At 73.1% G+C, this 20,976-nt stretch carries 11 protein-coding genes; 3 read left to right on the plus strand and 8 right to left on the minus strand.

Annotation, left to right across the window (positions count from 1 at the left end):
- Positions 1–9: 9 nt before the first annotated feature.
- From OHN19_RS14400 to OHN19_RS14410, 3 genes are all read right to left on the minus strand, one after another.
- Entirely contained in the window at positions 10–3,525 is a 3,516-nt protein-coding gene (locus OHN19_RS14400; RefSeq protein ID WP_330264572.1) for an ATP-dependent DNA helicase, read from the minus strand.
- Positions 3,526–3,635: 110 nt separating this feature from the next.
- Positions 3,636–7,163: a UvrD-helicase domain-containing protein gene (locus tag OHN19_RS14405; protein WP_330264573.1), complete on the minus strand. Its 3,528-nt coding sequence runs from the start codon at positions 7,161–7,163 to the stop codon at positions 3,636–3,638.
- 266 nt (positions 7,164–7,429) lie between these two features.
- Positions 7,430–7,816 carry an MGMT family protein gene (locus OHN19_RS14410; RefSeq protein ID WP_330264574.1) on the minus strand — a complete coding sequence of 129 codons (387 nt, stop codon included), beginning with the start codon at positions 7,814–7,816 and terminating at the stop codon, positions 7,430–7,432.
- 186 nt (positions 7,817–8,002) lie between these two features.
- Between OHN19_RS14410 and OHN19_RS14415 the strand changes: the two genes are divergently transcribed.
- The 3 genes from OHN19_RS14415 (at position 8,003) to OHN19_RS14425 (ending at position 13,990) form a co-directional block, all read left to right on the plus strand.
- Positions 8,003–10,702, plus strand: coding sequence for a flippase-like domain-containing protein (locus OHN19_RS14415; RefSeq protein WP_330264575.1), 2,700 nt, complete (start codon positions 8,003–8,005; stop codon positions 10,700–10,702).
- A 69-nt stretch (positions 10,703–10,771) separates the two neighbouring features.
- Positions 10,772–12,316, plus strand: coding sequence for an alpha/beta hydrolase (locus OHN19_RS14420; RefSeq protein ID WP_330264576.1), 1,545 nt, complete (start codon positions 10,772–10,774; stop codon positions 12,314–12,316).
- A gap of 129 nt (positions 12,317–12,445) precedes the next feature.
- A complete protein-coding gene (locus OHN19_RS14425) occupies positions 12,446–13,990 on the plus strand; it encodes an alpha/beta hydrolase (protein ID WP_330264577.1) in 1,545 nt (514 codons plus the stop codon).
- A 53-nt stretch (positions 13,991–14,043) separates the two neighbouring features.
- Here OHN19_RS14425 and moeZ read toward each other — a convergent pair whose 3' ends face one another.
- From moeZ to OHN19_RS14450, 5 genes are all read right to left on the minus strand, one after another.
- Positions 14,044–15,222, minus strand: coding sequence for an adenylyltransferase/sulfurtransferase MoeZ (gene moeZ, locus OHN19_RS14430; protein WP_123762925.1), 1,179 nt, complete (start codon positions 15,220–15,222; stop codon positions 14,044–14,046).
- Between the two features lie 63 nt (positions 15,223–15,285).
- Positions 15,286–16,035: a spherulation-specific family 4 protein gene (locus OHN19_RS14435; protein ID WP_330264578.1), complete on the minus strand. Its 750-nt coding sequence runs from the start codon at positions 16,033–16,035 to the stop codon at positions 15,286–15,288.
- A complete protein-coding gene (locus tag OHN19_RS14440) occupies positions 16,023–16,982 on the minus strand; it encodes an NAD-dependent epimerase/dehydratase family protein (protein WP_037719791.1) in 960 nt (319 codons plus the stop codon). Before OHN19_RS14440 ends, OHN19_RS14435 begins: the two co-directional genes overlap by 13 nt.
- A gap of 363 nt (positions 16,983–17,345) precedes the next feature.
- Positions 17,346–18,563: a hypothetical protein gene (locus OHN19_RS14445; RefSeq protein ID WP_391191896.1), complete on the minus strand. Its 1,218-nt coding sequence runs from the start codon at positions 18,561–18,563 to the stop codon at positions 17,346–17,348.
- A 593-nt stretch (positions 18,564–19,156) separates the two neighbouring features.
- Positions 19,157–20,884, minus strand: a complete 1,728-nt coding sequence (locus OHN19_RS14450) for a DUF3492 domain-containing protein (RefSeq protein WP_330264579.1) — start codon at positions 20,882–20,884, stop codon at positions 19,157–19,159.
- Positions 20,885–20,976: the final 92 nt, after the last annotated feature.

The following is a 20,976-nucleotide window of genomic DNA, read 5'->3' on the forward strand; positions in this document are numbered from 1 at the left end:
GTCATGAGCCTATCGGCCCGCACCGACATCCTCGTTGGGCGGTTCCTCACAGTTTGCTGGTGCGGAACCGCTCTGTTCCTGGGTCAGAAGCCGTTCCAGTGCGGCCCGGCCGGGCAGGTTCCGGGGCCGTACGACGTCTCCGGTGCGGACGTACAGGAAGGCGGCCGTGACCGATTCCACAGGCACCCCCTGCCGCTCGGCCCAGGCCAGCCGGTACACGGCGAGCTGGAGGGGGTCGGCGGTGCGGGTGCGGCTGGTCTTCCAGTCGACGATCTCGTACGTCGTCGTCTCCCCGTCGGTGTGGCGGTAGACGGCGTCGATACGGCCCCGGACCACACGGCCGGCGATGGCGAGCTGGAAGGGCGTCTCGAGGCGGTAGGGGGTGCGGTGGGCGTACTCGCTGCGTTCGAAGGCGTCCTTGAGGGCTTCCAGGTCGCGCTCGTCGGCGATCTCGGCGTCGCCGCCGGGGAGGTCGTCGGGCTCCAGCATGGGCAGGGTGAGCGCTTCGAAGCGGGCCTCGACCCAGGCGTGGAAGCGGGTGCCTTGACGTGCGGCGGGTTGCGGCGGGCGCGGCATGGGGCGCGCGAGTTCCTGCGCGAGCCCGTCCGGGTCGGCGGCCAGCCGCAGCACCTGGGACGCGGTGAGCGACGCGGGCAGCGGAACGTCGGTTACGGCTTCCCGCGCGCGCAGGAGCTCGCCGGTGAGGGCGTCGAGGTCGCGGTCCCAGGAGGCGATGGTGCGGGCTTCCTCGGGGGTGAGGGGCTGTCGTTCCAGGGGGTGCGGGCGGGCCGGTGCGGTGGGGGCTCCCGGCGTGGGCCGACGTGGGGCCGGGGGTGCTTCCGGTGCCGTGGCCTGGTGCGGGACGGCCGGGCGCTCCGTGGTCCAGCTGTCCCAGTCGGACGGGCTGTCCTGCTCGACGACGTCCTCGTAGGGCACCTCGTCGTCGTCCGGCGGCGGGGGCCAGTCAGGGTCGTCGTAGGTGTCCGGGTCGTGTACGGCCGCGGGGTGCGGGTCCGTGTGGTCGGCGAGGGCATCCAGGTGGTCCAGGACCGTCTGCGCGGCCGCCCGGCGTCGAGCGAGGGCCTTGTCGTCCAGGGGCAGGGGCCAGACCTGGTCCTCGGTCCGGCTGTGCAGCGCCGGGTTCTCCTCGTCCTCGGCGGGCTCGTCGGCCCAGGCCTCGATCTCGCCGTGGCCGGCCGCGCAGTGGTCGTAGAGGTCCTGGAGGAAGTCGGAGGGTCCCCTGGGCTTCTTCTGCGTCGGCCCCCACCAGTGGCCGGAGCCGAGGAGGAGGGAGCGGGGGCGGGTGAAGGTGACGTAGCCGAGGCGGAGCTCCTCGGTGTGCTGGTGGTCCTTCATGGCCTCCTGGAAGGCCTTCATGCCGCGCGAGTCCCAGGAGGCGATGTCGGGCAGGGTCTCGGCGTCGCCGCGCAGGGCGTGCGGCAGCACCTTGCTCTGCGCGGTCCACTTCTCGCGGCCCTTGGCGCTCGGGAAGGTGTCGGTGACCAGGCCGGGGACGGCGACCACGTCCCACTCCAGGCCCTTGGACTTGTGCGCGGTGAGGACCTTGACGGTGTTCTCGCCGCCCGGCAGGGCGTTGTCGAGGCCCTTCTCGTACTGGGCCGCGGTGCGCAGGAAGCCAAGGAAGGCCAGCAGGGTCGCCTCGTTGTCACCCGCCGCGAAGGAGGCGGCGATGTCGAGGAAGTTGGACAGCGTCTCGCGGCGGCGGGCGGCCAACGCGTGCGGCGACGCCGACAGTTCGACCTCCAGGCCGGTGACGGCGAGGACGCGGTGCAGGACGTCCATCAAGGGGTCGGCGAGCGAGCGGCGCAGGTCGCGCAGTTCGGCGGCCAGGCGGGCGAACCGCACGCGCGCGTCCGGCGAGAAGGGCAGCCCGTCGTCGTCCTCGTCGCTGTGGAGGGGCGTCTCCAGGAAGGTCTCCAGGGCGTCGGCGAGCGATGTCACCTCGGCCGGGTCGACTCCCTCGACGGCCTCGGCGAGCCGACGGTCGGGGTCGTCGTCGCCGTCCACGTGCGCGTAGGACACCAGGCGCCGGGCGCGCCGCCCGAGGAGGGCGAGGTCGCGCGGGCCGATGCGCCAGCGCGGGCCGGTCAGCAGCCGGACCAGGGCCGCGTTGGCGCCGGGGTCCTGGAGGACTTCGCAGACGGCGACCAGGTCGGCGACCTCGGGCAGGTGCAGCAGGCCCGAGAGGCCCACCACCTCCACCGGGACGTCCCGCTCGACCAACGCGCCCTGGATCTCGGCGAAGTCGGTGGCCGTGCGGCACAGGACGGCGATCTCGCCGGGCTCCTTCCCGGTCCGTACGAGATGGGCGATGGAGTCGGCGAGCCAGTCGATCTCCTCCGCGTGGGTCGGCAGGAGGGCGCAGCGCACCATGCCGTCGCGTTCGGCGCCGGGGGCCGGGCGGAGTGCCTCCACGCCCGCGTGCATGGCGCGCAGGGGCTCGGCGAGGCCGTTGGCGAGGTCGAGGAGGCGGCCGCCGCTGCGGCGGTTCTCGCTGAGCGCCTGGCGGGTCGCGGGCCGGCCGTCGGGGTGGGCGAAGTGCTCGGGGAAGTCGTCGAGGTTGGCGACGGAGGCGCCGCGCCAGCCGTAGATGGCCTGGCATGGGTCGCCGACGGCGGTGACCGGGTGGCCGGTGCCGCCGCCGAACAGGCCCGCCAGCAGGACGCGTTGGGCGACCGAGGTGTCCTGGTACTCGTCGAGGAGCACCACCTTGAACTCCTCGCGCAGGACACGGCCCACCTCGGGGATGCCCGCGAGGCGTGCCGACAGGGCGATCTGGTCGCCGAAGTCGAGGAGGTCGCGTTCGCGTTTGGCGGCGCGGTAGCGGACGACCAGGTCGGCGAGTTCTCGGCGGGCGGCGGCCGCCTCGGGGACCTTGCGCAGGGTGTCGTTGGTGAGTTTGGCGCCCTGGAGGGTCAGCAGCAGTTCGGCGTCGTACGCCCGCACCTGCTCGGGGCGTACGAGGTGCTCGGAGAGTTCGGCGTCGAGGGTGAGGAGGTCGCTGACCAGGTCGGCGAAGGAGCGGGTCAGGGCGGGGTAGGGGCCGGGCGCTTCGCGCAGCACGCGCGCGGCGAGCTGGTAGCGGGTGGCGTCGGCGAGGAGGCGGGAGGTCGGTTCGAGGCCGATGCGCAGCCCGTGGTCGGTCAGCAGGCGGCCCGCGAAGGCGTGGTAGGTGGAGATCACGGGCTCGCCCGGGGGGTTGTCCGGGTCGATGACGTCGGGGTCGGTGACGCCCGCCCTGATGAGCGCCTTGCGGACGCGCTCGGCGAGTTCACCGGCGGCCTTGTTGGTGAAGGTGAGGCCGAGGACCTGTTCGGGGGCGACCTGGCCGGTGCCGACCAGCCAGACCACGCGGGCCGCCATCACCGTCGTCTTGCCGGAGCCTGCACCGGCCACGATCACCTGCGGGGCGGGCGGCGCGGTGATGCAGGCCGTCTGCTCCGGGGTGAACGGGATCCCGAGGAGCTCCTTGAGCTGATCGGGATCGGTGATACGGGCGGCCATGTCGGAGAGGCTAGCGGCGCGCACTGACAACGGAGGACGAATCGCCCCCCGGTCCGGAAGATACGCAGGTCAGCGCACGTGGTGCGACTGATCACACCCGCCCGCTCCGCTCACTCCACGACGTGCCGTCCCTCCGGCTGCGCGCTGCACGAGGCCCGGAACGCGCAGTGGGAGCAGTGCTGTCCCGCGCTCGGCGTGAACCGTTCGTCGAGGACCTTGCCGGCCGCCGTGGCGAGCAGGTCGCCGACCCACTCCCCCTCCAGCGGTTCCTGGGCCTGCACCTTGGGCAGGGTCTCGCCGCCGTCCCGCTTGGGCGCGCCCTGGCGCAGCTGGACGAGTTCGGCGCCGCCCGGTTCGGGCCGTACGCCGTCGAAGGCGTCGTCCACGGCGCCCTCGCGCACGGCGAGCTGGTAGACGGCGAGCTGGGGGTGGCGTTCCACCTCGGCCGAACTCACCGGCTGCTTGCCGGTCTTGAAGTCGACGACATACGCGCGGCCCTCGCCGTCGGCCTCCACGCGGTCCATCTGGCCGCGGATGCGCACCTCGACCTCGCCCGCCTCCAGGGTGACGTCGAAGCCGTGCTCGCTGGCCACCGGGGTGCGGCCGGTGCGGTCCATGACGTGCCACTTCAGGAAGCGTTCGAGCGCCACGCGCGCGTTCTCCTTCTCCTGCGCCGACTTCCAGGGCGCGTCGAAGGCGAGCGCGTTCCACACGGAGTCCAGGCGCTCCATGAGGACGTCGAGGTCGGCGGGGGTGTGTCCGGAGGCGACCTCGTCGGCGAGGACGTGCACGACGTTGCCGAAGCCCTGGGCGACGGTCGCGGGCGCGTCGGCCTTCACCTCGCGGCCCAGGAACCATTGCAGGGCGCAGGTGTTGGCCAGCTGGTCCAGGGCGCTGCCGGAGAGCACGACGGGCTGGTCGCGGTTGCGCAGCGGCACCTTGGACTCGGTCGGCTCGAACATGCCCCACCAGCGGTAGGGGTGGGCCGAGGGGACGAGCGGGCGGCCGTCGTCGTCGGCGAGGGCGGCGAGCCGGGCCAGGCGCCGCGCGGCGGCCTGCCTGAGGGTGTCCGAGACCCGCGGGTCGACGGTCGTGGCACGGAGCTCGGCGACCAGGGCGGCGACCGACAGGGGACGGCGGGGGCGGCCGGTGACGTCCTTGGGCTCCACGCCGAGTTCGGTCAGGAAGCGGGAGGGCTGGTCGCCGTCGTCGGCCGGTGCCTTGACCGCGGTGACGACCAGGCGCTCACGCGCGCGTGTGGCGGCGACGTAGAACAGGCGGCGTTCCTCGGCGAGCAGGGCGCCCGGGGTGAGCGGTTCGGCGAGTCCGTCGCGGCCGATGCGGTCGGCCTCCAGGAGGGAGCCACGGCGGCGCAAGTCCGGCCACAGGCCCTCCTGGACGCCCGCGACGACGACCAGGCGCCACTCCAGGCCCTTGGAGCGGTGCGCGGTCATCAGGCGGACCGCGTCGGGCCGTACGGCACGCCGGGTGAGGGTGTCGGCGGCGATGTCCTCGGCGTCGATCTCCTCCAGGAAGTTCAGGGCGCCCCGGCCGCCGGTGCGCTCCTCCGCGCGCGCGGCCGTCGCGAACAGCGCGCACACGGCGTCGAGATCACGGTCCGCGTTGCGCCCCGCCGCCCCGCCGCGCATGGCCGCCCGCTCCAGGCGACCGGGCCACGGTGTGCCCTCCCAGAGGTCCCACAGCGCCTCTTCGGCACTGCCGCCGTTCGCGAGGCGCTGACGGGCCTTGCCGAGCAGCGCGCCGAGCCGCTGCGCCCCGCGCGCGTACGCGGGGTCGTGCACGGCCAGCCGCTCTGGCTCGGCGAGGGCCCGCGCGAGCAGCTCGTCCGAGGGCGGCGGCAGGGCGTTGCCTGCGGCCCGCTCCTCGTCCCGCAGGGCCCGCCCTAGGCGGCGCAGGTCGGCGGCGTCCATGCCGGCGAGGGGGGAGGCGAGGAGGGTGAGGGCGGTCTCGGTGTCGAGCCAGGAGGCGACGGACGGCTGCGGCTCTGTGGCCGACGGCTGCGACTCTGTGACCGACGGCTGCGGCTCTGTGGCTGCCGGCTGCGGCTCTGTGGGCGACGACTGCTCCCCTGAGACAGCGTCCGCGTCCGACGGTTGCTCCTCGGACACAGCGCCCGCCTCCGACAGCTGCTCCGCGGAGACGGTCTCCTCCTCCGGCAGCGGTTCCTCGGAAGCCGCGCCCTCGTCGGTCCGCGCCGCTTCCGGTCGTACGACGCCCTCCGCCGCCTCCGCCATGGCCACCGCCCGCAGGGCGGTCAACAGGGGCGCCACCGCCGGTTCGTGCCGCAGTGCGAGGTCGTCGCCGTCGATGTCGAGGGGCACTCCGGCCGCCGTGAGCGCGCGCCGGACCGTCGGGATCGTGCGGGAGCCCGCGCGGACCAGAACCGCCATCTCGCCCCAGGGGACGCCGTCCTCCAGGTGCGCCCGGCGCAGGATGTCCGCGATGTTGTCCAGCTCGGTGCCGGAGGTGGGGTAGGTGTACACCTCCACGCGCCCCCCGTCCCGGACCGGGGCGAGCTCCCGATGGGCGCGGACCTTCTCGGCCGGCAGCCGGGTCAGCGGCATGCGCTGGGTCACCAGGCGGGTCGCGGCCAGCAGGTCGGCGCCGGAGCGCCGGGAGGTGCGCAGGACCTCCACGGGGGCGGGACGGCCGTCCGCGCGCGGGAAGGCGTACGGGAAGTCGAGGATGCCGTTCACGTCGGCGCCGCGGAAGGCGTAGATCGACTGGTCGGGGTCGCCGAAGGCGACGAGGGTGCGGCCGCCGCCGGCGAGGGCGTCTAGCAGTCGTACCTGGGCCGGGTCGGTGTCCTGGTACTCGTCGACGAACACGGCGTCGTACTGCGCGGCGAGTTGCCCGGCGACCTCGGGGCGGCGGGCGAGGAGGACCGCGCGGTGGACCAGTTCGGCGTAGTCGAGGACGCCCTGGAGGTCGAGGACGTCGAGGTACTCGGCGAGGAAGGCGGCCGCGGCCTGCCAGTCGGGGCGGCCGACGCGGCGGGCGAAGGCGTCCAGGGCGCCGGGGCCGAGGCCCAGTTCGCGGCTGCGGGCGAGCACCGCGCGGACCTCGTCGGCGAAGCCTCGGGTCGTCAGGCAGGCGCGCAGTTCGTCCGGCCAGCGCACGTGCGCGAGGCCGAGCCGCTCGAGGTCGGGCTGTCCGGCGAGCAGTTCGCGGACGGCGACGTCCTGTTCGGGTCCGGACAGCAGCCGCAGCGGCTCCACGAACAGGTCGCTGTCCTGGTGGGCGCGGACCAGGGCGTAGCAGAAGGAGTGGAAGGTGGTCGCCTGGGGCGCGCGCGCCGCTCCTATGCGCAGCGCCATGCGGTCGCGCAGTTCGACGGCCGCCTTGCGACTGAACGTCAGCACGAGCACGCGCGCGGGGTCCCCTCCGCGGGCGATTCGTGAGGCCACCGACTCGACGAGGGTGGTGGTCTTGCCGGTGCCCGGACCTGCGAGGACGAGCAAAGGACCGCTCCTGTGCTCAACCACGGCGCGCTGTGCGGCGTCCAGGAGAGGGGGATCCACTCGGGCCGGCGGGGTACGAACCAGTCGGTAAGCGCCACGGGCCCCCTGTCGCACCGGGGAGTGCGACAGGCGCCTGGTGGAGGAAGAGGAGCTCACGTGGTTCGCCGGTCCTGGTGGGTGTGCTGTTGGGCGGCCCGCCGCGCGTGGAGGGCGGTGGACGGGGGGTGAGGGGGACGCGTGCAGCCGACGCTACGCCGACGAGTGGAGCGGAAGCAGGGCTTCCCCTTCTTCCCTCGGACCACTCACGACACCGCGGCCCCGTGCGTCCCACTCCTCACGAACGTACGCCATGCCTCGGACATGCCCCGCTTCCCCCGTACGGGTCTCGGGGTGTCCCCGGGCCCGCGCGATGGCGGAAGCTGTCAGGTGTGACCCTCCGCGCGTTCGTCACCGTCCCAGCGCGCCCGTCTCATGTCGAGGCGCGGCAGATGGCCCTCGGCGGCCCTGCTCGCCTCCTTCAGGGGCGTCCCCTCCGCGCGGTAGCGGCCGAGCGCCTCCAGCTCGTGACCGGGCAGCAGGACGCCGTCCGCGCGCACGACACGCCACCACGGCACGGGCGAGCCGTACAGGGCCATGACCCGGCCCACCTGGCGGGGCCCGCCCTCCTCCAGCCACTCGGCGACGTCGCCGTACGTCATGACACGCCCGGGCGGGATGCGTTCGGCGACGTCGAGGACCCGCTCGGCGTACTCCGGCAGGGTGTCCGCGTACTCCGGGTGGGCGTCCCGAGGAAGGCTCTGCTCGCTCATCCGCCCCATCCTGCCCCACCCCACCGACAATGTGACGGGCCCGCGACCGTGCGTATTCCTCGCCCGGGAACGGCGCTTCGGGCAGACTGTGCGCCCCCGCAGGTGCACCCTGACACCCCCGTGTGTCGGTGGGGCATGCCACCATCGTGCGGGCGGTGACTGGTGATACGAGATCAAGAAGAGACGATGAAGCCACAGGGTGTGCACCCGGAGGACGCCGAGAGCACCTCTGTCGCCTCGTCGCGCCCTGACGCGGACGACCAGGCCGCCGACGCGGACACCGCAGAGGTGCACGCCGACGAGGTGGAGGGCGACGAGCCGCTGCTCCCCGCGCGCGTGCACCGGCCCTCCGACCTCATGCGGCTGCTGGTCGGCGTGCTGGCCGTCGTCGTCCTGCTGGCGATCGCCGCGTTCGCGCACGGCACCACCTCGGGCCTCGAACAGGACATCAACAAGGGCACCGGACAGGCGCCCGACCTGCTCATCAAGATCGCCGGTCTCGCCTCCAGCATCGCGATCCTCCTGGTCCCGGTCGCGTTCGCGATCGAACGGCTGATCAAGCGTGACGGACTGCGGATCGCCGACGGTGTGCTCGCCGCGGTCCTCGCCCACGGGGTGACGCTCGCCACCGACCTGTGGGTCGCCAAGGCCGCCCCCGACTCCATCCAGGAGGCGCTCACCCAGCCCTCCCCCGGCGACATCCACGCCCTCACCGATCCCGTGCACGGCTATCTGGCGCCTGTCATCGCCTACATGACGGCCGTCGGCATGTCCCGCAGGCCGCGCTGGCGGGCGGTGCTGTGGATCGTGCTGATGCTCGACGCGTTCTCGATGCTCGTCACCGGCTACACCACACCGTTCTCGATCATCCTGACGGTGCTGATCGGCTGGACGGTCGCCTACGGCACGCTCTACGCGGTCGGCTCGCCCAATGTCCGGCCCACGGGGCAGACCCTGATGGCGGGCCTGCGGACCGTCGGCTTCCACCCGGTCAGCGCGGCCCGCGAGGAGGCCCCGGAGACCGCGGAGAACGGCGACCGCGGCCGGCGCTACTTCGTCACCCTGGAGGACGGCCCGCCGCTGGACGTCACCGTGGTCGACCGCGAGCAGCAGGCGCAGGGCTTCTTCTACCGGGTGTGGCGCAACCTCACGCTGCGCGGCTTCGCCACCCGCAGCAGCCTCCAGTCGCTGCGCCAGGCCCTGGAACAGGAGGCCCTGCTCGCCTACGCCGCCATCGCGGCCGGCGCCAACGCGCCCAAGCTGATCGCCACCTCCGAACTCGGCCCCGACGCCGTGATGCTCGTCTACGAGCACACCGGCGGACGCACACTCGAATCGCTGGCCGAGGACGAGATCACCGACGAACTGCTGCGCAACACCTGGCGCCAGGTGAAGGCGCTCCAGTCGCGGCGCATCGCGCACCGCAGGCTCGCCGGTGACGCGATCTTGGTGGATCGTTCCGGCGCGGTGATCCTCACCGACCTGCGCGGCGGCGAGATCGCGGCCAGCACCCTGCTGCTGCGCATGGACGTCGCCCAGTTGGTGACGACCCTGGGGCTGCTCGCGGGCGCCGAACGCGCGGTCGCCTCCGGGGTCGAGGTCCTCGGTCCCGACGCCGTCGCCGACTGTCTGCCGATGCTCCAGCCGATCGCGTTGACGCGCTCCACGCGCGCGACGCTGCGCAGACTCGCCCGGGAGCGGGCCCAGCGCGAGCGCGAGGCGGTCCTGGAGGCGTCCCGGCAGGCCAAGCAGGCCCACCTGGACGAGGGGCCGCAGGACCCCAGGCTCGTACTGGAAAAGCCCGACAAGAAGGCCGTACGCGCGGAGGCGCGGGCCGAGAAGCGGGCCATCGACGAGGCCCTGGAGGAGGCCCGCGAGGAGGATCTGCTGAGCCAGATCCGCCATGAGGTCCTGCTGATCAGGCCGCAGGCGCCGGTCGAGCCGGCCCGTCTGGAGCGGGTCAAGCCACGCACCCTGATCAGCGTCATCGCGGGCGCCATCGGCGCGTACTTCCTGCTGACGCAGCTCACCCACATCGAGTTCGGGCCGCTCATCGAGAACGCCGAGTGGGGCTGGGTCGCCGCGGCCGTGCTGTTCTCGGCGTGCAGCTACTTCGCCGCGGCCATGTCGCTGCTGGGCTTCGTGCCCGAGCGGGTGGGGTTCCTGCGGACGGTCGCGGCCCAGGTCGCCGGCTCGTTCGTGAAGATCGTCGCACCGGCCGCGGTGGGCGGTGTCGCGCTCAACACACGCTTCCTGCAACGCCAGGGGGTGCGGCCCGGGCTCGCGGTCGCGAGCGTCGGCGCCTCGCAGCTCTTCGGGCTCGGCTGCCACATCCTGATGCTGCTGTCCTTCGGCTATCTGACCGGCACCGAGAAGACGCCGTCGCTGTCGCCGTCCCGGACGGTCATCGCGGGTCTGCTGACGGTCGCGGTGCTCGTGCTCGTGGTCACCTCGGTGCCGTTCCTCAGGAAATTCGTCGTCACGCGCGTGAGGTCGCTGTTCGCCGGCGTCGTGCCGCGCATGCTGGACGTGCTCCAGCGGCCGCAGAAGCTGGTCACCGGCATCGGCGGCATGCTGCTGCTGACGGCCAGCTTCGTGATGTGCCTGGACGCCTCCATCCGCGCCTTCGGCCAGGAGGGCACGTCCCTGAGCATCGCCAGCGTCGCCGTCGTCTTCCTCGCCGGCAACGCCCTCGGGTCGGCCGCCCCGACCCCGGGTGGCGTGGGCGCCGTCGAGGCGACCCTGACGGTCGGTCTGATCGCCGTGGGGCTGCCCAAGGAGGTCGCCGCCCCGGCCGTCCTGCTGTTCCGTCTGCTGACGCTCTGGCTGCCGGTGCTGCCGGGCTGGCTGGCCTTCAACCACCTGTCCCGCAAGGGCGCGCTGTAACGCAGCGGGGCGTACTCCTTACGGCGCGCGCCCCGAGCGTTCGTCCGCGCGCGACCGCAGGATGGGAGCATGCCGAACCCCCCTCGACCGCGCGCTGCCGCCCTGACCGCCGCCGTCCTGCTGCTGTCCTGCGCGCTGGCGGGCTGCGGCGGCGACTCCCAGGACGAGGACCTGTCGGCCCAGGAGCTCAGCTGGAAGGACTGCCCGGCCCCGTCCCGGGCCGAGGGCGGCGGTGACCCGCCCTCTCCCCTGCCGGGCGGCGCCGAGTGGCAGTGCGCCACCCTCAAGGCCCCGCTCGACTGGGCCAAGCCCAAGGGCGACACGATCGACCTCGCGCTGATCCGGGCCAAGGCCAGCGGCGCCGAGGACAGGCGCATCGGCTCGCTCGTCTTCAACTTCGGCGGCCCCGGCGGTTCGGGCGTCACCACACTGCCCGCCTTCGGCGCGGACTACGCGACCCTGCGCACCCGCTACGACCTGGTGAGCTTCGACCCCCGGGGAGTCGGCCGCAGTGCCCCCGTGGAGTGCCTGAACGCCCCCCAGCTCGACTACTGGTTCGAGCAGGACTGGACCCCGGACGACTTGGCCGAGCGCACCGCGCTGATGGCCAACACCAAGGAGTTCAACGCGGCCTGCGAGGAGAACTCCCAGAAGATGCTGCCGCATGTGCGCACCACCGACGCGGCCCGCGACATGGACCTGATGCGCCAGGTCCTCGGCGACGACAAGCTGTACTACTTCGGCATCTCGTACGGCACCGAACTCGGCGGCGTCTACGCCCACCTCTTTCCGAAGCGCGTGGGGCGCGCGGTCTTCGACGCGGTCGTCGACCCGACGCAGAGCAGTGAGCAGGGTTCCCTCGGACAGGCCGAGGGCTTCCAGCTCGCGCTCGACAACTTCGCCGAGGACTGCACCTCCAAGCCCGAGGACTGTCCCGTCGGCGACACCGTCCAGGACGTCAAGGACCGCATCGCCAAGCTGCTCGCGGACCTCGACAGGAAACCCATCCCGGGAATCGGCCAACGGCCGCTGACGCAGACCGCCGCGACCAACGGCATCGCGCAGTCGCTGTACTCGAAGGACTTCTGGGAGTACCTCGTCGAGGGCCTGGAGCAGGCGTACGACGGCGACGGCAGGATCCTGATGCTGCTGTCCGACTCGATGAACGGGCGGAGCGAGAACGGCGAGTACAGCAACATCACCGCCGCCAACATCGCCATCAACTGCGCCGACGACAGACCCCGGTACACCGCGACCGACGTCGAGCGCAGGCTGCCCGCGTTCCGCGCCGCGTCCCCGCTGTTCGGCGACTTCATGGCCTGGTCCATGGTGAGCTGCACCGACTGGGCGGTGGCGGGCGCCGCCGACCGTCCCGACGTGAACGCGGCCGGCTCCGCGCCGATCCTCGTGGTGGGGAACACGGGCGATCCGGCGACCCCCTACGAGGGCGCCCGGAAGATGGTGGAGGCGCTCGGCACGGGCGTGGGTGTCGAGCTCACGTACAAGGGGCAGGGGCACGGGGCCTACGGCAGCAAGAACAGGTGTGTGCAGGCGGCGGTGGACGGTTACCTCCTGAACGGGAAGGTGCCGGCGGCGGGCACCGTCTGTTCATGACTCCCCACCGCCCATGAACTCCCAGGTCACAGCGTTATCCACAGGCCCCGACGGGCTTCACGTGCTCGGCCTACCATGGCCGGACCGACGTTCGTGGCTCGGCACGGACGGCTTGGGAGGGGGACTGTCATGGGGCGTTTCGTACGGTGGGCGGCGGCGACCGCCGCGGCCGCGCTGCTGGCGGCGGGCTGTTCCGGCGGCTCGTCGGGGGGCTCGTCCGGCGGTGACGAGGACGAGCCGACCCGCAACACGGGGGACGCGCAGGCGCTGCCTGCCTCGCTGACCTCGCAGCAGCTCGACTGGGGCCGCTGCAAGGCCACCGGGGACTCTTCCCCGCCGGGCAACGACTGGCGGTGCGCGACGCTGAAGACGCCCCTGGACTGGTCGAAGCCGGACGGCGAGACGATCGACCTCGCGCTGATCCGCACCAAGGCCCGCGGCGGTGACCGCATCGGCTCGCTCCTCTTCGACTTCGGCGGCCCCGGCCTCACTGGTGTGGGCACACTCCCGGCCTACGCCGCCACCGCCTCCCTCCTGCGCGAGCGGTACGACCTGGTGAGCTGGGACCCGCGCGGGGTCGGCGCCAGCGAAGGCGTCCGCTGCCGCAGCGACAAGGAGATCCAGGCGGCCGAGTCGGTGGACGCCACCCCGGACACCCCGGCCGAGGAACGGGCCTACCTCCAGGACGCCACCGACTTCGCGCGGGGCTGCGAGAAGGACGCGGGCAAGCTGCTGGCGCACGTCTCGACCACCGACACCGCGCGCGACATGGATTTGATGCGTCAGGTCCTGGGCGACCGCGAGATGTACTACTTCGGCATCTCGTACGGCACCCAGCTGGGCGGTGTCTACGCCCACCTGTTCCCGGAGAAGGTCGGGCGGATGGTGCTCGACGCGGTCGTCGACCCCAGCGCCGACGCGGTGGGCCACCGGAGGAACCAGGCCCGGGGCTTCCAGCGCGCGCTCGACAACTACCTGAAGTCCACCGGCCAGGACCCCGCGCGGGGCAGCCGGAAGATCGCGGACCTGCTGGAGCGGATCGACGCGAAGCCGTTGGACACCTTCTCCGGGCGGAAGCTGACCCAGGTGCTCGCGTTCACCGGCATCGTCTATCCGCTGTACCGCCAGGACAGCTGGCCCTCACTGACCAGCGCTCTCCGGACGGCCGAGCAGGGGGACGGCTCCGAACTGCTGGCGCTCGCCGACGGCTACAACGAGCGTGATCCGTCCGGGCACTACGGCCTGCTCCCGCATTCCCAACGGGTCATATCGTGCTTGGACGACAGGCAGCGGCCCACGCTCGCGCAGGCGAAGAGGCTGCTGCCGGAGTTCGAGAGGATCTCGCCGGTGTTCGGTCCCTTCCTGGGCTGGGACGCGGCCGGCTGGTGCCACGACTGGCCGGTGGCCGGGCAGTCGCGGACGCCGGAGGTGAGCGCGCCGGGTGCGGCACCGGTGCTGGTGGTCGGCAACACGGGCGATCCGGCGACGCCGTACGAGGGCGCCAGGAAGATGGCGGACGAGCTGGGCAAGGGGGTCGGTGTGGAGCTCACCTGGGAGGGCCAGGGGCACACGGCGTACGGGAACGGCAGCGACTGCGTGGACTCCACCGTGAACGCGTATCTGCTGAAGGGCACGGTGCCGAAGGACGGCAAGGTCTGCGCCCAGGGTCAATGACGGAAAGGGGCCCGGCACACCTGGTGCCGAGCCCCTGCCGGGACAACGCGGGTCTAGTAGACCGGCTTGTCGGGCTCGATCTGGTTGACCCAGCCGATCACACCGCCGCCGACGTGGACCGCGTCGGAGAAGCCCGCGGACTTCAGGACCGCGAGGACTTCCGCACTGCGGACACCCGTCTTGCAGTGCAGGACGATCTTCTTGTCCTGCGGAAGGCCCTCCAGGGCGGTGCCCATGAGGAACTCGTTCTTCGGGATCAGCTTGGCGCCGGGGATCGAGACGATCTCGTACTCGTTGATCTCGCGGACGTCGATGATCTCGATGTTCTCGCCGTCGTCGATCCACTCCTTGAGCTGCTTGGGAGTGATCGTCGAGCCGGCGGCCGCCTCCTGGGCCTCCTCGGAGACGACGCCGCAGAAGGCCTCGTAGTCGATGAGCTCGGTGACGGTCGGGTTCTCGCCGCAGACCGCGCAGTTCGGGTCCTTGCGGACCTTGACCTGGCGGTACTGCATCTCCAGGGCGTCGTAGATCATCAGGCGGCCGACGAGCGGCTCGCCGGTGCCGGTGAGGACCTTGATGGCCTCGGTGACCTGGATGGAGCCGATGGACGCGCACAGCACGCCCAGGACGCCGCCCTCGGCGCAGGAGGGGACCATGCCCGGCGGCGGGGGCTCCGGGTACAGGCAGCGGTAGCAGGGACCGTGCTCGGACCAGAAGACGGAGGCCTGGCCGTCGAAGCGGTAGATCGAGCCCCAGACGTACGGCTTGTTGAGCAGCACGCACGCGTCGTTGACCAGGTAGCGGGTCGCGAAGTTGTCGGTGCCGTCGACGATCAGGTCGTACTGGCTGAAGATGTCCATCACGTTCTCGGCCTCGAGCCGCTCTTCGTGAAGGATCACGTTCACGTACGGGTTGATGCCGAGGACGGAGTCGCGGGCGGACTCGGCCTTGGATCGGCCGATGTCGGCCTGGCTGTGGATGATCTGCCGCTGCAGGTTCGACTCGTCGACCTCGTCGAACTCCACGATGCCGAGCGTGCCGACGCCCGCCGCGGCCAGGTACATCAGCGCCGGCGAGCCCAGGCCGCCGGCGCCCACACAGAGCACCTTGGCGTTCTTCAGCCGCTTCTGCCCGTCCATCCCTACGTCGGGGATGATCAGGTGGCGGGAGTACCTGCGGACCTCGTCTACGGTGAGCTCGGCGGCCGGCTCGACCAGGGGTGGCAGCGACACGGGGACTCCGTTGGTCGGTCAATCACTACAGTTGTTCTGCCTGTAACACTGCCATGGGCTTCTTCATTCCGAGACACCCGTTCCGATCCGCGAGACGATTTCGTCCCAGTAGCCGGGCATGGTCTCCCAGGGGTCCACGCGGCCGCCCCGGTCCGTGCGGTCGGTGAACCAGATGGTGGAGGCGCCCTGCCAGCGGGCGATGCGCAGGGCCTCGTCGAGATGGGGGCCCGGCACTCCATGGACGAGGTGGCAGAAGGTCTCGGGCGGGTAGTCGGCGGTCCACTCGGCCACCTGCGACCAGCGGTAGTCGCTCCAGGGGCCGGAGAAGGTGATCAACTGGTCGGCGTTCTCGGCGTATCCGGGGTACGGGTGGGTGCCGTGGCCGAGGACGATGTGGGCGTCGTCACGGAGCGCGCGGAGCGTGGTGACGGTGCGGCGGATCTCGGGGAGCGCGGCGCGTCCGGTCGGGCAGCGGTCCAGGAGGAAGCCGTCGACCCGGTACCAGTCGAGGTAGCGCTGCCCCTCGGAGATCAGCTCGCCGAAGGTCCGGGACCCGTATGTGGTGTCGAGGTGGCCGAGGACCCGGACACCCGCGTTGCGCAGCCGGCCGGCCGCCTCCAGGCAGTGCGGGTCGGGGCGGGCACCGGGACCGTCGGCGATGTTGAGGACGGTCCAGTGCAGGGGGGTGCCGGGGCGGGTGAGTTCGGCCCACTCGGCGGGGGCGACCAGGGGGTGGGCGAAGCCGGGGACCCCCAGGCCGGTATGGAGTTCGGTGCTCGGCGTACTGCTCTTCGTGCTGGTCAGATGCGGCATGCCGCCTCCATCCAGATGTCGGCGAGGGACTCTTCGAGGTTGATCCGGGGGCGCCAGCCCAGCCGGTCCCGTGCGGTGCGGACGTCGGCCTGCTGCCAGCTGCCGCAGCCGTCGGGGTACGGGTACGCGACCGGTGCCGCATGGTCGGACTCGGAGCGGGGGTGGCCGATGGTCGCCCGCAGCGGGCCGGGAGGGCCGTCGAGTTCGTGGAGGGCGCCGCCGTATCCGGCGACCCGGGCGAGCACCGCCGCGGCGTCCCGGAGGCGGACGGCACGGCCGGAGCCGATGTTGATCACGCCCTGTGCGGCGGAGAGCGAGGCGGCGTGGACGGCGCGGGCCACATCGCGGACGTCGACGAAGTCGCGCTGGGCGCCGAGGCCGCCGAGCTTCAGTTCGCCGTCGCCGGACTGCATGGCCCGGCGCATGGCCTCGGCGAGCCGGCCGAGCGGGGACCCGGCGGGGGTGCCGGGGCCGGCCGGGGAGAAGACGCGCAGGACGACCGCGTCGAGGCCGGAGCCCAGGACCAGTTCGGTGGCGGCGAGTTTGCTGACTCCGTACGGGCCGCCGGGGCGCGGGACGGCGTCCTCGGCCGTGGAGGAGCCGGGCTGGCTGGGGCCGTACTCCGCGCCGCAGCCGATCTGCACCAGACGGGCGCCGCAGCCGCTGCGGCGCAGGGCCTCGCAGACGGTGGCGACGGCGACCGTGTTGTGGCGGGTGAGTTCGCGGGCACCGCCGCGGGTGGCGCCGGCGCAGTTGACGACGACGCCCGGGTGGACCGCGTCGAGGAAGCGGGTGAGGGCGCCGGGGCTGCCGGACGCGAGGTCGAAGCGGACGTCGGCGTCGTCACCGCGACCGAGGGCGGTGAGCTGGACGGCGGGGTCGGCGAGCAGACGGTCGGCGACGAAGCGGCCGAGGTAGCCGTTGGCTCCGATCAGCAGGACTCTCATCGGGCTGCTCCCGGGGCCTTGGGGGCGGGTCGGGAGGTGGTCATTGCGGGTTCTCCTTCGGGAGGGGCTTGCGGGTTGCCTCCGGCGGTGGGGCCGGGGTGCGAGTTGCCTCCGGCGGTGGGGCCGGTGTGCCTGCGGCGGATGGTGGTCGCGCCCCCGGGCGGCTTCAGGGGGCCGGCGGCCTCGCCCACGCCGGGCGGGGCACCTTGGCCGCGCCATCTACCGCCGCGGTCGCGGCTGGAGCGGGCGCCACCCAGAGCTGGTCGCCACCGGAGCAGCGCCGCTGGACCGGGTGGTCACTCGGGCGGGCGGTCGCTGGAGCGGGTGGTCGGCGCTACGGCGGATGTGTGGGGCGGGGTCGGATCAGCACGGCTCCTCCTGGGCGTGGGCCGATGCCCTGGTCAGCTTGCGGATCGCGTGGATCAGCAGGGCGAGGGCGCCGATTCCGCAGGAGAGGGTCTGGATGCCGGCCGGGCCCCAGAGGTCCACGAGGGCGTCCACCGGCGTGGCCAGGAAGGCGCAGCCCGGCAGGCGGGACGCGAAGGTCGCGGCCAGCGTCGTCGCCTCGGCTGTCGTGGCGGCGACGAGCACCACCACGGGGGCGTGGGTGAAGCCGTGGGTGGTGAGGAGGCGGGCGAGGAAGAGGAGGGCGCCGAGGGTGAGGGTCTGTGCGTAGGGGGCGGGTTCGTCCAGGGCCGTGGCGGACAGGGCGAGGAGGGCGGTCAGGGCGCACAAGTACAGGGCGAACGTGCCGAGCAGCAGGGGTCGTACGGAGGCCGCGAAGTCCTCCAGGCCTCGGCTGGCGGTCAGTTTGCGGCGGGCGCGGTCCGTGAAGAGGTGGGCGGACCAGGCCGCGGGGGCGCAGGACACGGTCAGGGCGAGGAGGGGAGCCGTGGCCACGGGCCAGGGTGCGTCGGCGGCGCCGGTGGGGAGCGCGTCGGGGCCGCCGGTCAGGGCCGCGCCGAGGAGACCGTCGCCGAGGGCGGCGTAGGCGAGCAGCCAGTACGTCCAGGTGGAGGGGGTGGTCGTGGGGGCGCGGTCGGGGGTGCCGAGCGGGCCGCGGGACAGGGCCGCACGTACGGCGAAGGAGACGGCCAGGGCGCCCACCAGGGCGATGACCAGGCGGGGCTGACCCTCGGTGAGGCGGATGCCGGCGACCGTGGCCGCGCACAGGGCGCCGGGCAGTAGGGCGAGGAGGGCCCAGTCGGCGCGCGAGCGCGGTGTCTTGTCGGGCGTGGGGGACGGGGGTGTCTCGCCGTCCCTCGGGACGCGGGCGTACATCTCTTCGGCGAGCGAGAAGACGTCCCGGTGGCGGAAACGGACGGCGGTGCGGTCGGTGAGGCCGTGGGCCTCCAGGCCCGCCGCGATCTCCAAGGGGTCGACGGCCCGTTCGCACAGTTCGCGGTGCCGGTGCATCAGGGCCTTCACCGGGTCTGCCGCGGGGCGCCGGGCAGGGGTGGGGGTGCGACCGGTGGAGATCTCGGGGGCGCGGGGGGCGGGCGCCGGTGGAGTGGGGGTGTCCGGCGCTGCGGAGGGGGCGATCGGGTCGGCCGGCTCCGGGGATTGCGCCTGAGCCGGGATGTCGCCGGCCCGCCCCGCGGATCGCGCCTGAGCGGGGATCTCGTCGGCCCGCGCCAGGGGTTCGGCGGGTCCTGGGGGTTCGTCGGCGAGGGCGTCCGGCCCCGCAGGCGAGACGGCACCGCGCGCCTCCGCATTCCCGGCGGTCTCCGAAGCGTGCGGCCCGTACTCCCCGGATCCGTCGGTAGTACCCGTCTCGCGCTCGCCGGGTCCTCCGGTACCGCCCGTCTCACGCTCCCCGAGCCCGCCGGTGCTCCCCGTATCGCGCTCCCCGAGCCCGCCAACACCGCCCGTCTCACGCTCCCCGAGCCCGCCGTCGGCACCACCCCTCCCGCGCTCGCCCAGCGCACCGGAGGCGCCCGCCTCCGTCTCCCCGAGCCCGTCGGTACCGCCCGTCACCGGCCACCCGGAGTCACCCCCGGCTCCGGGCTCAGACGCCTCCCCCCGGCCGCCGTCAGCATCGACAGCGCCTCCAGCGGGCCCCCGCACGTCAACCGCGCCCGTCTCCCCCGCCGGCCGCTCCCCCGACTCCGTGTCCCGAGACCCGGTGCTGCCAGGGATGCCAGGGGTGCCCGGGTGGTCGAGTTCCAGGTCGCTCATCCCGGCGCTCCTTCCGTCGCGGCGAAGGGAGGTGTCGCGCGGACCGGAGGCCCCGCCACCCAGCCGGGGCCGCCGCGGGCCGCGACTCGGGTGCTGCGCTCGGTCCAGCGGCCCGGGACGTGGGCCTCGGCGGGGGCGGCGAACGGCAGGGGCTCGCCGGTGCCGTCCAGGACGACCCGGCGGACCGGGGTGCTCGAGACGATCTCCAGGTAAATGCCGTGAAATGCCGTGATGTTCTGTTCCACGGTGAACAGTTCGAGTGCGCGGGCGCGCGCGGCGGCTCCCAGGCGCTCACGGCGCTCGGGGTCGCGCAGCAAGGTCACGCACGCCTCCGCGAGCGCCTTGGGGTTGCGCGGCGGGACGACGAGCCCCGTCCCCCCGATGACCTCCACCACCGCACCGACGTCGGTGGACACGGTCGCCCTGGCGCAGAACATGGCCTCGACCAGGCTGATCGGAAAGCCCTCGACGACGCTGGACAGCACGGTGACCGCGCCCGAGGCGTACGCGTCGGCCAGGGTGGGCACCTCCGGCCCGCCGATCTCCTCGAAGGAGACCGGGTTGTCGCCGACGGCGTGCAGCCCTTCCGCCTCGTCGGGGAAGAGCTGTGCGGCCAGGGCCTTGCAGTGCCCCAGATAGGCCTCGCCCTCGGCGCCGGTGGGCGCGCCGACGATCCGCAGGCGCGTCTTGGGCTCCTCCTTGCGGATCTCCGCGAAGGCGTGGAGCAGCGAGATCAGGTCCTTGGCGGGTTCGACCCGCCCGACCCACACCAGCGTGTCCGGGTCCACGCACTCCGCCGACTCGCCGACCTCCGCGAAGTGGCCGGCGTCCATGCCGGGGTAAACCGTGCGCAGCTTCTCCCGGTCGGCGCCGCAGCGTTCCTGCCAGCGGCGGGCGTGGGTGTTGCCGGGGGTGACGACCGCGGCCCGCCGGTAGGTCTCGGTGGCGAGCCGGCCGTGGAAGGAGGCGAGCAGGGCGCGTACGGCGGGCGAGGACTCGGTGTCGGCCAGGTAGTGCGTCCGCAGCCGCACGCCGTACTCGGTCACCAGCAGCGGTACGCCGCAGAAGTGGTGCGCGAGGAGCCCGGGCAGGGCGGCCGCGCCGCCGGCGGCCGCGTGGCAGAGGTCGACCGCGCCGAGGCCGTCGTCCTCGTACCAGTCGAGCGAGAGGGGGCGCAGGGCGCGTTCCAGGTGTGCGGCCACGGTGAGCAGATCCGGTACGCGCGCCTCGCGAGCCGTCTGCCGGGCACCGGGCGCACGACAGGCGCGCTCCAGGGCTCGTACGGCGGTCTCGGAGCGGAGCGCTCCCACCAGCCCGCCCTCGTCACGGGCGAGTTCGGCGAGCCCGTACAGGGCGCTGGCGAAACGGTCCGCCTCAACGCCGGGCGCCTCCTCGGAGCCTCCCTGGGCCCGCCCGGCACCTTCCGCGACGCCCCCCTCGCACAGCGCCGCCGCCAACTCCCCGTAGGACTCGGCGAACCGACGGCGCGCGCGCCGCCCGTACACCACCCCGTCGTCCTCGGCGGCCCACAGCGGGGCGGTGATCACCCTGTCGACCTGCGGCGGCAGGGGGACCCAGCCCTCGTCCTCCTGGTGCTCACTGCGGCTGAGCGCGTAGATGTCGAACTCGTGCTGCTCGAGCCCGCGCACGAGCCGGTCGCACCAGAGCCTGGCGTCACCGCTCACATACGGATAGCCACCCTCCGTAAGCAGTCCGATGCGCACGAGTGCACCCCCGATCTCCCGTATGAGGAGCCGCCGTTGGCCCGGCGGCTCGCAGCGGGACGAACGTATGCGGACAAGGCGGTGGCGCGACG

The organism is Streptomyces griseorubiginosus, assembly GCF_036345115.1.
Taxonomy (GTDB): Bacteria; Actinomycetota; Actinomycetes; order Streptomycetales; family Streptomycetaceae; genus Streptomyces; species Streptomyces griseorubiginosus_C.

Bases quoted from the DNA above. Each gene is read 5' to 3' on its own strand.
- OHN19_RS14400 (WP_330264572.1), bottom strand. From the start codon at position 3,525: ATGGCCGCCCGTATCACCGATCCCGATCAGCTCAAGGAGCTCCTCGGG.
- OHN19_RS14410 (WP_330264574.1), bottom strand. From the start codon at position 7,816: ATGAGCGAGCAGAGCCTTCCTCGGGACGCCCACCCGGAGTACGCGGAC.
- OHN19_RS14415 (WP_330264575.1), top strand. From the start codon at position 8,003: ATGAAGCCACAGGGTGTGCACCCGGAGGACGCCGAGAGCACCTCTGTC.
- OHN19_RS14420 (WP_330264576.1), top strand. From the start codon at position 10,772: ATGCCGAACCCCCCTCGACCGCGCGCTGCCGCCCTGACCGCCGCCGTC.
- OHN19_RS14425 (WP_330264577.1), top strand. From the start codon at position 12,446: ATGGGGCGTTTCGTACGGTGGGCGGCGGCGACCGCCGCGGCCGCGCTG.
- OHN19_RS14435 (WP_330264578.1), bottom strand. From the start codon at position 16,035: ATGCCGCATCTGACCAGCACGAAGAGCAGTACGCCGAGCACCGAACTC.
- OHN19_RS14440 (WP_037719791.1), bottom strand. From the start codon at position 16,982: ATGAGAGTCCTGCTGATCGGAGCCAACGGCTACCTCGGCCGCTTCGTC.